This is a genomic window from Franzmannia qiaohouensis (assembly GCF_031451695.1).
GTDB lineage: Bacteria > Pseudomonadota > Gammaproteobacteria > Pseudomonadales > Halomonadaceae > Franzmannia > Franzmannia qiaohouensis.
The window spans coordinates 1-11,394 of the sequence record NZ_JARWAM010000034.1 but is presented as its reverse complement, the minus strand read 5'-3'; the positions used below and the strand labels follow the sequence as shown (position 1 = coordinate 11,394).

Here is an 11,394-nt window from a genome sequence, read left to right as displayed (position 1 = left end):
TCGTGGTTTTAGGGATGTCTGGCCTGTGGATTGGCACGTGGTTTTAGGGATGTGGGTTTCGTGGTTTTAAGGATGCAGCCTCCCCGCAAACCCGCATGGTTGCTGGCCCGCCAAAACCGTAACGCGCGCGCGTCCTTAACTAAAATCTAAAAGATCTTTAACGCGCTACGCGCTCGCCTACCCTCCGCTCGTTCCTCGCTCCGCCCCCGCTTCGCGGGCCTGAACGATGACGCGCCAAAGGCGCGGCTAACGGGCGCTCTCGAGCCGCTTCGCGGCTGCGCGCCCTGGACGGCGCAACCCGGCCGCTAAAGTGACAACCCTCCCTGGGCCGAACCCCAGCCTTGTGCGGGAACAGGGCGCTTCGCGCCTGGGTTTAGCAGGAAGGAGGTCGATCCACGCTCAGGCGGTGTCGCAAAGATCCGTGGCTCCGAGCGAGCTGAATGATATACTTGTATAGCACCCACCCTCCCGGAGGAGAGTTCGATGCTCGCCCTACGCCTGCCCACCGAGATCGAGGAACGCCTGGAGGCCCTTGCCAGGGCCACCGGCCGCACCAAGAGCTACTACGCCCGCGAGGCGATCCTCGAGCACCTGGATGACCTCGAGGACATCTACCTGGCCGAGAAGACCCTGGAGCAGGTCCGCCGCGGCGAGATGACGACCCACAGCCTGGACGACGTGGAGCGTGAGCTTGGCCTGGCGGATTGAACTCACCGACGAAGCGGTCAAGCAGCTCAAGAAGATCGGCCATGCCGACGCCAAGCGCATTCGGGACTATCTGCGCGGTCGCCTCCAGCCGCTGGAGGACCCCCGGCAGTTGGGTAAGCCACTGACGGGCCAGCTCAGCGAGCTGTGGCGCTACCGCGTGGGTGACTACCGCCTCATCGCCAGCATCGAGGACGCGGAGATCCGTATCCTGGTGGTACGCATCGCCCACCGCAGCAAGGTCTATCGCTGACGCTGGCTGCGGTGGCGCTCTAGGGCCTGAATTACTCCCCCAGGGGCAGCTGGCCCTGATCCTCCTCCTGCTGTTTCGCCTTGTGGCTCTCCAGGGCCTCCATACGGGCCGCTAGGGCCTCACCCTGTACCTCGGCCTTGGTCCGACCCTTTTCGGCCTCCTGGGCGCGTTGCTGGGCGTCCTGGAGCTGCTTTTCCATGGCGGCCAGGCGTTCACGGTACTCGTCGCGCTGTTCGGCCAGGGCCTGTTTGTGAGCCTGGGCATCCTCGCGGCGCGCCTGGCGTTCAGCGTCCAGCGCCCTGGCACGCTCCTCGGCTTGGTCCCGTGCGGCCTCGGTGCGGGTCTCGGCCACGGCCAGGGCGCGTTCGGCCTCGATGCGCGCCTGATCGAGCTGCTTGGCCTCGCGCTGTGCCGTAATGCGCGCCTCTCGCTCCTCGTCACGCTGCTCCTCCAGGGTCTGGCAGCGGTTGCGGGCCTCGGCCAGCTGCTGGCGGGCGTCGTCGCGTTGGGTCTCCAGCTCCCGCACCCGCTCGCGGAACTCGGCCAGGGCGCTGCGCGCCTCGTCGCGTTCGCCGGTGACGCGATCGCGCTCGCTCTCCAGGGCCTCTACCCGGCCACTCAGCTCCTCGACCTGCTCCTCCAGCTGCTCGCCGGTGGCGGCCAGCTCGTCGGCGGTGTGCTGCGCCTCCAGGGCGTTCTCCTCGGCCTCGGCGCGGGCCGCGGCGGCCTGGCGTTCCAGCTCCTCGGCCAGGGCGGCGGCCAGCTCGTCAGGCAGGCGGGCGGCGCGGCGCTCGGCCGGCGCCTGGGTGGCCCGCCAGGCCTTGAGGTGGCGGTGGATGGTGTTGGGGCTGCCGGTGCCCAGCTGCTCGCGGACGCGCTGGATGCTGGGCTTCTCGCCCTGCCCCACCAGGGCGTCGGCGACGGTGGCGACCTGCTCGTAGGTGATCCCGGTGCGTGCCATATCGTACTCTCCGCGGCTGTATCGTAATTCGTATTTCATATTATATGTTATACGGTACAAAATACAATACAAAATATCACTACGCTATGAAATATCCCGGCGCCGCCGCGGTTTCCGGGCGTCCAGCCACGAAAAACCCCGCCGTAGCGGGGTTTGAGTGTCGGGCGGCTCGCCTGGTGAGGGGGAGCGGGCCGGGATCAGGGCGTCTGCTGGTACTGCTGCACGATGCCATCACGCTCGCGGGCCAGGCGCCGCTGGTGGTTCTGGTGAGCGTGGCGCTCGATCTGCACGTAGGTGAACAGGCACACGCCGGCCATGAACAGGGCGAAGGCGGTGACGAGCCAGCCGAATGGCGTCATGGGGCGTCTCCTCGGGCGATGGGGGGTTGCCCCTAGCCTAGCATCTTCGGCGTGGACAGCGTAGCGGAGAGCCCACGAGAAAGCCCCTCCGAAGAGGGGCTGTTGAAGATGCCCAAACGGGCATTGAAGGATCAAATACCTCCTTGGTGTCGTGAATCGCACGGCCGGTCTTGCGCGGTGCGATGGTGATGAACTTACGCCAGGTGCCACCCTGGCCGTTCTCATCCGGCGTCCGCGGTGCCACCCGCGGTACCGGTCGTCGTCGATGTTGCCGTCTTGCTTGCTGCGAGGGAGGAGTGCCCCTCCCACACTCGCTGGCATCTTTCGTGTGCCCTGGTGGCCCAGGATCTCGCTGAGGGCTTCGGCCATATCGCCCGTCAGCTCAGACACTACTCAACGCCGCTCCCACCCCTAGCCTCACCGGTGCCAACCGGATCATCGACCTTAGGGTTTCCCACGTTAGTCACGTGCTACTGCGTACCTCATCGCCACTGTGCTCCACCACGGTGATCACTAGTGCTAAGCACCTCACCGGCATCGCCGGTTTTCAGGGGCCCAAGATTCCAAAACGGCTCCCTTACTCCACCGTCACTTCATCGCACATGGCCAGCTCCCGAAGAGCATGGCTATGAAGCACTCCGAACAGCACCCTCGCGGGGCGCCGTTACCTGCTTGAGCTATTCGTCGACCCAGGCGGCTTGCGCCTCCTGGTGCCGCCAGGCCACTCCTTTCGGCTACCTGGCTCACTGGGGTTTCCCCCAGCGCTGCGCCCACAGGTTCGGCATGCGTTCGACGGTCACCCGCCGCCCACAGGTGGGACTGGTTACCCACTTTCACGCCGTGACAGGGTCAGCTCCGGTTACCCGGCTGCCCGTGTCCGTGTCGCCCAATCCCGGTGCCCTGGATTGGGTCGAACGAGGCATTGCAGCCTCGAGCGCCCATTGCCTCGCAGCGAGCGGAATTACCCGCACTGCGCGACGGCGAGTTGGTCGTGGTTGGCACCCACGACCAGCAGCAAACAAGGGGGTGGCAGCCCCTCGCGTGAGGGGCTGGCACACCCCGAGGTTTGGCACTCGCGGAGAGGTAGGGGCGCCACTGACGTTAACGGGCCGCCCCGGCCGCGGCGCCCTTGGAATCTTTATCTATGCGGAGCCACCGCACCGAAAATCTGGTTATTCAGGACCATGGTGTCACCGCACGCCCTATCTCCCCGTAGCCGCTCAACGGGAGGTGACATGGGATCGATGCGTTACAAGGCCGCTGCCATGCAGCGGGTGCAGGACCTGGTGCGGCGGGGGTACCCCCGCTGGGTGGCCGGGGTGGTGCCGCGGGAGAAGATCGCCCGCCTCGAGGCGAAATTTGCGGCGCGCTATGCCACCGCCGCCGACCGGAACGAACGCCGGCGGCGTCGCCGGCATGGTGCCGGCAACGCCTTCCTGGTGGTCTACCTGCCGCCGCGGCAGCCCTATGCGGTGTGGTGGTTGCTGGTCGATGAGGCGCATCCGGCACAGCACTACGAGGCGCTGCAGGATGCTCGCCAGGTGCGGATCACCATGCCCAATCCGTACTGGTGCCCGGAGGTGTGGCAGGCGGATTATGAGCTGGTCCGCCTCGACAATATCTGGACCTGGCGGCTGGTCGAAGCGCGGCGCGACGAGTGGGCAAAACGCATCCGCGATGCGGTCAGCCGGAGCGATCGCGAGACCCGGAATCGCCTGGTCCGGCAGGCCATCTACAGCATGCGCAAGATGCCGGGATTTCGTGGGGTGCGGGACGATGTACGGGCCCTGATTCGCGACATGAAGAGCGACTGGTCGCGTATCCGGCGCAAGGGCGAAGCGCTGCCGGCGATCCCGAAACGGCCGCCCTATGTGCGCCGGATCAAGCATGAATAGACATCGGTGCAGCATCCCCACCGATGGCCCTGCCGAATGTTTCGCATGCGAAACAGAACCACGGGTCTCGAGCACCCGTGGGGATGCTGCACGGGTGGCCTACAGGGGGGCAGATCTTGGGAAACACAACCCACCAGAGAGGCCGTTGGCAGGTGCCCTGGCGACACGCCACAGGGCCGGGGATTCTGGCCGACGAAACCTGCCCATCGGCCGGTGGGGATGCTGCATAGTGGGTCCCCAAAGGGGGAGGAATACCTTGCTTCCCTGGGCCGAACGATCGCTCCTGGGCGTAGGTGGGGACGCTGCACCGCTGGCCTGTAGAGTGGGCGGATGACCTGTGTCGCTCAGACAGGCCTAGGCACGATAAGCGCCATAATCTTGAACTGACATATCACAAGACTTTCGTCTAAATTATCTGTCGGTGTTTCTCTATGCTATTCTTCTGAAAGAAAATTCATTATATTTTTAGTGAATAGGGGGGGGGATGGAATATTTTTCTCTTTTTGTCATAGGCTTGTTTTTTGCAATAGTCATTTTTTATCTTGTCGTCAAATCAAAAGTTGGAGATATGCCAAGATTTTCTGAAGATGAGATGGCTTCGAAGATATCTTCGAGAGAGCGATGGATAGATTGGTATCACTTGCAGCCAGAATATAAAAAAACAGAAAAGCTTAAGATGAAATATTTTACAAAATATGTGGAGATGAGAGAGCTCCAACTGGAAGGCCAGAAGTTTACAGCGATAAGAAAAGATATTGATATCAGTGAAGAAGGCAGGAGCTCATTGAAGGAGTATTTCCCTATTGCGCAGAAAGAAATAGACCTCGTTAAGTCTGGGGTTGATCCGGAAGAAGCCAGGAGTATTGCTTTTAAAGGGACAAGATATGAAAATCTTTAGCGATTTGATCTCCATGCTTTGATAAAGACCAGTGTAAAATAAATAACATGCACAGGAACTTCTATGTTGATAGTTAAGTTAACCATGAGGCAGCCTCTTTGATATAAAGGGGGTGGGGAGGATCATGGGATGACTCTATCATGCATCCACCGAATCGGCCGCCCAGGGAAAACTGTATGGTGCTTTCTACTTCGCTAGTTACGAGCCCAAAAGTTATATATTTTTGTTATTTTTACTTTCCCGTATTAGCATGATTATTTTCGTTTGTTGAAACCCCCTTAGTTAGAAAGGTTGTCTTAGATACCCTACGTCTGTAAGTTACGCAGAAATTCTTTCTTCCATGATTTATCCTGACCAGGTTAGTTACCGCCACCAAGTCGTGACAGACCTCGGCGCACTCACTCCACATCACTATTGCAAACGGTCGTTTTCTTTACGCATGCCGGCCGCCCCACCAGGAAGCCCTGGAGGGGCGTTTTTTCGTAAAAAAATTGCGTAAAGTTTTCTGTGTACAGAAATGGCAGGTTTGATTTCTGTCTGCCATGCGGCTTAGCTGGCTGCTCCAGCTTCCAGCGACTGCAAATGACGCAGCAGGTAGGCAGCGTGACCCGAAGCCTCGGTCTATCATGCATCGTAGCGCCATCAATCAAGCCTAGCCGCCTGCTGACATGCCTTTCTATGGTGACCATAGAAGACCTTCATGGCGTTGCTAGGTAAAATTAATTTGACATGGTCATGGGTAGATAGCTAATATCTATTGCGCTCCGCGCAATAGATATTAGCTATCTACCCATGACCAGTTATAATCCCTTATAAATCAATGTCTTACCTGGATGGCAACACCCTTCCACGCCCTGCCTAGTCTTACAGTCTGAGCCTGCGCCCGCTAAGATTCACCCTGTACGGATGTCTTCCGTACAGGAGGCCTGGGTGCGAAGGTCCACAATGGACATACCATCGACTCAAAGCCTTCTAGTATCAGGGTTTGCTAAATATCAAGGTGGATGTCATGAGTGCCGTTAAACGTATAGATATACGCATGGATGCTGAAACAAGGCAGCTTGCCGAAAGGGCATCTGCGGCATCAGGCCGCACTATGACCCAGTATCTAACTCAACTAATTAGAGAAGATGCGCCCAAAATACTTGAAGAGGTGGCAAATATAAGGCTAACCAACGATCAGTTTGATAATTTTATGCGAGTGTGTTCCCAAGAGGAACCTATCAGTGATAAAATCAGAAGAACTGCTAGCAGGTTAGATAAGGAAGGCTTCTAGTTAATGGCCCTGCATCATTGCTTTGTCGCAGCAAATAAGACCCAGCAAGCTCTTTCAGAATTTGACTGCGGCAAAGATGAAATGAACTCATTTATTAGTAGGTTTGCTTGCAAGCATATGGGGCTAGGGCTCAGTACAACCTGGGTCCTACCCGACACCCCAGCAGGGATGATACCAGGAAATGGGAATCGTTCTCCCATTGCCGCTTACTTCACCCTTTCTCAAAATACAGTAGATAAAGAGTCGCTTCCCGTAACACAAAGCCTTCCTCGATATCCAATACCTACAGTGTTATTAGCCAGGCTTGCTGTTGACATTAAATACCAAGGCCAAGGGATAGGCGGGAAAACCTTAATCACATCTCTTAGAAAAGCTTGTGAGCTATGCGATATGGGTCTTCCTGCATATGGCCTGGTCTTGGATGTATTGGATGATAATGCCATGAGCTTTTATCAAAGCTATGGTATTTTTCACCCTTTAAATGACAATCCAAGACGGCTATTTGTTGGTATGAAAACCATAAGACAAATTTAACAATACAATAATTTCAGAGTGGTATAACCCCTGTCACGCATAAGCCTTCTTCTATCCCCTCAGTTGGACACAGTGATGCAATCAGCCATCTAGCCTTGGCATGACTGCCAGATTGAAGCACTCTGCAAAGAAAACGAAGGTTTTCCTTCTATCGGTGGGGGCTGTTATGGTCGAACGGAAAGGATGCAGTGCTGCTGATGTTCAGCGGGCGGCTATAGAGCTATTTGAAGGCAACCGCGTAGCAGCGAACCACTGGCTGCACCAAGAGGCTGTGGGGCTTGGAGGGAAGCGCCCCATCGATGTCATGGAGAGGGATCCTCAGCAGGTGCTGGACCTGATCGGCCGTCTCGAGCATGGGGTGTTCACCTGATCCGAGCCTGGTCCTGGTGATGCCATGGCTGAGCTTGGGGCTACGAGAAGAGACCACGAGGACGATACGGCCACTCGGAGAGGTAATGCATGATCATCGGCTACGCCCGCGTCAGCACTCAGGACCAGAACCCCCAGTTGCAGCGTGACGCTCTCGAGGAGGCCGGCTGTGAGCAGGTCTTCGAGGAGCGTGTCACCGGTACCAAGCGAGAGCGCCCCGAGCTGCAGGCCTGCCTGCGCACCCTGCGCGATGGCGACACCCTGGTGGTGTGGAAGCTCGACCGCCTGGCCCGCTCGCTCAAGGACCTGGTGGAGCTGATCCACGAGCTGGATGACCGTGGTGTGGGCTTCCGGTCGCTGACCGAGGCGATCGACACCACCAATGCCGGCGGCAAGCTGGTGTTCCATATTTTCGGCGCCCTGGCGGAGTTCGAGCACAGCCTGATTCGCGAACGCACCTTGGCGGGCCTGGCTGCGGCGCGTGCCCGCGGTCGTAAGGGAGGTCGCCGTCCTGTCATGTCAGTGGCAGACGTGCGCAAGGCGGCGGCAATGCTGGCTGATCCTGAGATCACCAAGACCGAGGTGGCCAAGCATTTCGGCGTTAGCCGGGTGACACTGAATGCCTCATTGGAAAGGGAGGGGCTGAGTAAAGCGGTAAACCATCGTGAGATAGAGGAGGTCTGATCGTGGCCGAGAAGCTTTTCGCATATACTCAAATGAGTTTTTAAATTAAAACTCATTTGAGTATATGCGCATCGGGCACTCTCCGGCGGTATCTGACTATCCCTCTCGCATGCCAGGCGCCACAGGGCTTCGTCGCCACACAGTGAAGCTCTGGTGGGGCCACCGCATCGCTCTCTCTGAGAATGCAGGGAGGAGGGAACTGTAGGATTTGACAGTAGTCCCAATATGGGACACGATGCCTCCATCAAGGAGGCTGCATGAGAATCATATCGACGAAAACCCTAAGGGATTTCTGGAGGCAGCATCCTGACGCCAAGGGCCCGCTGGAGGCCTGGGTCGATGAAGTGAAGCACTCGCAGTGGCAGAGCACGCATGACATCAAGGAGCGGTACCCAAGAGCCAGCGTACTGGGCAACAAGCGCGTCGTATTTGACATCAAGGGCAACGACTACCGGCTCATTGTGAGCGTTGCTTACCGGTTTGGCGCGGTCTACATCAAGTTCGTCGGTACCCACGCCGAGTATGACAAGGTGGATGCCGAGACAGTTGAAATGGAGTGAGCCTATGAACATTCGCCCGATTCGCACCGAGAGCGACTATCAGGCTGTGCTGCGTGAAGTATCCGCATACTTCGACAATGAGCCTGAGCCCGGCACCGAGGACGGCGACCGCTTCGAGATTCTGCTGACCCTGGTCGAGGCCTACGAAGCGAAGCAATTTCCCGTGGACCTGCCGGATCCCATTGAAGCCATCAGGTTCCGCATGGATCAGGAGGGGCTAACGGCCAAGGATCTGGAGCCGGCTATTGGTAAGCGCAATCGTGTCTACGAGGTTCTCAACGGCAAGCGCAACCTGACTCTGGCCATGGTGTGGAAGCTCCATGAAATGTTTGGGATCCCGGCAGAGAGCCTGATCAAGCCTCCTCGCCATACGGAGATTGCCTGATTCGCCTTCTATTCTGGGCATCGACAGGCCGCCCATCGAGGCGGCTTGCTTTTCACGGCGTTAACTCAAAAACGCAAATAATGCTATGATGCTATGAGTATAGAATCAAATACTCATGGAGGGCCTATGCACGTCATCGCGGTACTCAATCAGAAGGGTGGCTCGGGGAAGACCACAATAGCGACCCATCTGGCACGTGCCCTCCAGCTGGAGGGGAAAGAGGTGCTACTGGTGGATTCCGATCCTCAAGGTAGCGCGAGGGACTGGGCGGCTGTCAGAGAAGATCAGCCCGTCACGGTGGTGGGGATCGATCGCCCAACAATAGGGCGTGACTTGAAGAGCGTGGCCCGCCAGGAGTTCGTCGTCATCGATGGGGCTCCTCAGGCGGCTGACTTGGCTGTGTCTGCCATCAAGGCAGCTGACTTCGTCCTGATTCCTGTCCAACCCAGCCCTTATGACATCTGGGCTACGGCAGAGCTGGTGGACCTGGTGAAGCAGCGCATCGAGGTGACGGATGGGGCTCTTCAAGCAGCCTTTGTGGTGTCGAGGGCGATCAAGGGTACGCGGATCGGCTCCGAGGTTGCTGAAGCACTGCACGGCTACGATCTGCCGGTACTAGAGTCGCGCATTACGCAGCGAGTTAGCTATCCCGGGACCGCTGCAGCAGGGACCACGGTGTTGGACAGCGAGCCTAATGGTGACGCGGCCGCAGAAGTGCGTGCCCTGGCTGCTGAAATCACACAAAAACTCATTTGAAGCAATGGGGATATGAGTAAATGAGCTCAACGAAAGGTACACTGAGCGCTGGGCGCCCGAGTATGAAGGCTAGTGACAAGAGGAAAGCGGCGACCTTAGCTAGCTTGAGCGATGAGCAGCCAAAGAAGCGGGTCAACTTCGAGCTGTCGGCTGACCAGCATGCCAAGCTGAAGATCTATGCGGCTCGACAGGGTAAGACGGTGAAGGAGCTACTCACCGAGTACATACGAAGCCTGCCTGATGAGTGATTATCGAGCAGGCAATCAAAGGATTATGAGCTCTCGGGGTGTAAGCCACAGGACCTCTCAGTCATGTAACTATACAAGACAATGATTTACATGAAAAATTTCCCATCGAAGGCGAGGTGATGGACTGGACGAATGGGAAAAATGAGGGTAAAAAATGAGGACTCGCCGATAAGGCGGAAAAGCAAAACGCCCTCGAACCCGGCTGATCTTGGCGGAGAAGCGGGAACGAGGGCGCCACATAACGTGTGAGGGGATTATGGCCCACTCAGAACCTATCTGCCAAGTGGTGCAGGACTCCACGCTAAATCGCGTTTTCCTGCATCGTCTACGCTGCTCTGCTCAGAGGTGGCTGGGAGAGCGTATCAAGCTAAGCCTCAGCTCCATGGTGCCCTGCGCTTCCTGCACCTCGAGTACACCGTCAACACCAAGATTGGATCGTGATCGGCGGCGAGGCGAGGCATGAGCGAAGATCGACAGACATCTATCGTGGAGAATGCTCGAGCAGGGGAGGCCTGGACAGAGGCTGCATCACCAAGCCTTGGTAAAAGCAAGCGTTCCACATTGGCTCCTGAGCGCCATTCTCAGCGCGATTTTTTCATCGCAGACATCCTGGATGCGAGCCCAAAAGATGATACGGCAAGCATGGAGCACCCTCTATTCGCTCTACGCTCTGGTGACCGGAAGGTTAGGTATTACCAACACGGTGAAGCTACGATGGAGGTCAGGCCTGGCATCAAGGGTTTGGCAACAATCCACGATAAGGACGTGTGGATCTACTGCATAAGTCAGCTTATGGAAGCTATAAACAGGGGGCGTGAAGACGTGAGTCGAACGGTAAGGTTTACGGCTTACGATTTTATGATCACGACTAATAGACGTACTGACGGTGATAGCTATAAGCGAATGGGAGAAGCATTGGAGCGTCTCTCTGAATCCCGCATAGTGACCAATATAGAAACGGATGGGAGACGTGAGCGGGCAGGCTTTGGACTGATCGATTCGTGGCACGTCATAGAGCGCAGCCATGATAATCGGATGGTTGCTGTCGAAGTTACACTGCCGGACTGGTTATATCGCTCAGTGACAGCCAAGCATGTTCTGACTTTGAGTCGCGATTACTTTCGGCTTCGCAAACCTCTCGATCGACGTATCTACGAGCTAGCTCGTAAGCACTGTGGCAACCAACCTAAATGGCATGTCACGATAGCTACCCTCCATGTAAAGAGTGGGAGCCAAGATAAGCTTTATAAATTCCGGGCTGCTATGAAGGCCTTAGCTGCTACGAATGAGCTCCCAGACTACCGCATAGCCTTCAGTGCAGAGAAGGATATGATGACCTTCTACGCTAGGGGAGCTAAGGGTGGTAGAGCACAAATGCTTGATTTATTAAAGGCTTAGCCAAGGCCCCATCCATAGAACCACGTATCATTCATCCCTAAAACCACGTGCCGGTGAGGTATCGTGGTTTTAGGGATGTCTGGCCTGTGGATTGGCACGTGGTTTTAGGGATG

At 57.2% G+C, this 11,394-nt stretch carries 14 protein-coding genes; 12 read left to right on the top strand and 2 right to left on the bottom strand.

Translation table 11 applies throughout. The features are described from left to right. The first annotated feature begins 483 nt into the window (after positions 1-483). Both relB and QC821_RS21460 read left to right on the top strand, forming a co-directional pair. Positions 484-708, top strand: coding sequence for a type II toxin-antitoxin system RelB family antitoxin (relB, locus tag QC821_RS21465; RefSeq protein ID WP_309725539.1), 225 nt, complete (start codon positions 484-486; stop codon positions 706-708). Next, positions 692-958, top strand: coding sequence for a type II toxin-antitoxin system RelE family toxin (locus QC821_RS21460; RefSeq protein ID WP_045995257.1), 267 nt, complete (start codon positions 692-694; stop codon positions 956-958). The genes relB and QC821_RS21460 overlap by 17 nt, the downstream gene beginning before the upstream one ends. Positions 959-989: 31 nt before the next feature. On the opposite strand, the gene QC821_RS21455 is transcribed toward QC821_RS21460, so the two are convergent. Continuing rightward, the gene (locus tag QC821_RS21455; RefSeq protein ID WP_309725534.1) at positions 990-1,919 is read right to left on the bottom strand and encodes a DNA-binding protein; all 930 of its coding nucleotides are present in this window, start codon (positions 1,917-1,919) and stop codon (positions 990-992) included. A 197-nt stretch (positions 1,920-2,116) separates the two neighbouring features. Next, positions 2,117-2,278, bottom strand: a complete 162-nt coding sequence (locus QC821_RS21450; RefSeq protein ID WP_309725532.1) for a hypothetical protein — start codon at positions 2,276-2,278, stop codon at positions 2,117-2,119. Positions 2,279-3,513: 1,235 nt separating this feature from the next. Between QC821_RS21450 and QC821_RS21445 the strand changes: the two genes are divergently transcribed. The 10 genes from QC821_RS21445 (at position 3,514) to QC821_RS21400 (ending at position 11,281) form a co-directional block, all read left to right on the top strand. Next, positions 3,514-4,173: a hypothetical protein gene (locus QC821_RS21445; protein WP_309725529.1), complete on the top strand. Its 660-nt coding sequence runs from the start codon at positions 3,514-3,516 to the stop codon at positions 4,171-4,173. A 484-nt stretch (positions 4,174-4,657) separates the two neighbouring features. Continuing rightward, positions 4,658-5,071: a hypothetical protein gene (locus QC821_RS21440; RefSeq protein WP_309725527.1), complete on the top strand. Its 414-nt coding sequence runs from the start codon at positions 4,658-4,660 to the stop codon at positions 5,069-5,071. A 1,009-nt stretch (positions 5,072-6,080) separates the two neighbouring features. Next, on the top strand, positions 6,081-6,347 hold the full coding sequence (locus QC821_RS21435) for a type II toxin-antitoxin system TacA family antitoxin (protein WP_309725525.1): 267 nt from the start codon (positions 6,081-6,083) through the stop codon (positions 6,345-6,347). 3 nt (positions 6,348-6,350) lie between these two features. Continuing rightward, positions 6,351-6,881 (top strand): GNAT family N-acetyltransferase, encoded by a 531-nt coding sequence (locus tag QC821_RS21430; RefSeq protein WP_309725523.1) that lies wholly within the window; start codon positions 6,351-6,353, stop codon positions 6,879-6,881. Positions 6,882-6,993: 112 nt separating this feature from the next. Beyond that, complete coding sequence (locus tag QC821_RS21425) at positions 6,994-7,251, top strand: antitoxin Xre/MbcA/ParS toxin-binding domain-containing protein (RefSeq protein ID WP_309725521.1); 258 nt, start codon at positions 6,994-6,996, stop codon at positions 7,249-7,251. An 89-nt stretch (positions 7,252-7,340) separates the two neighbouring features. Continuing rightward, a complete protein-coding gene (locus tag QC821_RS21420; RefSeq protein WP_309725520.1) occupies positions 7,341-7,934 on the top strand; it encodes a recombinase family protein in 594 nt (197 codons plus the stop codon). A gap of 257 nt (positions 7,935-8,191) precedes the next feature. Continuing rightward, positions 8,192-8,494 carry a type II toxin-antitoxin system HigB family toxin gene (locus QC821_RS21415; RefSeq protein ID WP_309725518.1) on the top strand — a complete coding sequence of 101 codons (303 nt, stop codon included), beginning with the start codon at positions 8,192-8,194 and terminating at the stop codon, positions 8,492-8,494. A gap of 4 nt (positions 8,495-8,498) precedes the next feature. Next, the gene (locus tag QC821_RS21410; protein ID WP_309725517.1) at positions 8,499-8,879 is read left to right on the top strand and encodes a helix-turn-helix domain-containing protein; all 381 of its coding nucleotides are present in this window, start codon (positions 8,499-8,501) and stop codon (positions 8,877-8,879) included. 126 nt (positions 8,880-9,005) lie between these two features. After that, the gene (parA, locus tag QC821_RS21405) at positions 9,006-9,635 is read left to right on the top strand and encodes a ParA family partition ATPase (protein WP_309725516.1); all 630 of its coding nucleotides are present in this window, start codon (positions 9,006-9,008) and stop codon (positions 9,633-9,635) included. 707 nt (positions 9,636-10,342) lie between these two features. Beyond that, positions 10,343-11,281: a replication initiator protein A gene (locus QC821_RS21400; protein WP_309725514.1), complete on the top strand. Its 939-nt coding sequence runs from the start codon at positions 10,343-10,345 to the stop codon at positions 11,279-11,281. The last annotated feature ends 113 nt before the right edge of the window (positions 11,282-11,394 follow it).

Coding starts and splice junctions, on each gene's coding strand:
- relB (WP_309725539.1), top strand. CDS start 484: ATGCTCGCCCTACGCCTGCCCACCGAGATCGAGGAACGCCTGGAGGCC.
- QC821_RS21455 (WP_309725534.1), bottom strand. CDS start 1,919: ATGGCACGCACCGGGATCACCTACGAGCAGGTCGCCACCGTCGCCGAC.
- QC821_RS21450 (WP_309725532.1), bottom strand. CDS start 2,278: ATGACGCCATTCGGCTGGCTCGTCACCGCCTTCGCCCTGTTCATGGCC.
- QC821_RS21445 (WP_309725529.1), top strand. CDS start 3,514: ATGGGATCGATGCGTTACAAGGCCGCTGCCATGCAGCGGGTGCAGGAC.
- QC821_RS21440 (WP_309725527.1), top strand. CDS start 4,658: ATGGAATATTTTTCTCTTTTTGTCATAGGCTTGTTTTTTGCAATAGTC.
- QC821_RS21435 (WP_309725525.1), top strand. CDS start 6,081: ATGAGTGCCGTTAAACGTATAGATATACGCATGGATGCTGAAACAAGG.
- QC821_RS21430 (WP_309725523.1), top strand. CDS start 6,351: ATGGCCCTGCATCATTGCTTTGTCGCAGCAAATAAGACCCAGCAAGCT.
- QC821_RS21420 (WP_309725520.1), top strand. CDS start 7,341: ATGATCATCGGCTACGCCCGCGTCAGCACTCAGGACCAGAACCCCCAG.
- QC821_RS21415 (WP_309725518.1), top strand. CDS start 8,192: ATGAGAATCATATCGACGAAAACCCTAAGGGATTTCTGGAGGCAGCAT.
- QC821_RS21410 (WP_309725517.1), top strand. CDS start 8,499: ATGAACATTCGCCCGATTCGCACCGAGAGCGACTATCAGGCTGTGCTG.
- parA (WP_309725516.1), top strand. CDS start 9,006: ATGCACGTCATCGCGGTACTCAATCAGAAGGGTGGCTCGGGGAAGACC.
- QC821_RS21400 (WP_309725514.1), top strand. CDS start 10,343: ATGAGCGAAGATCGACAGACATCTATCGTGGAGAATGCTCGAGCAGGG.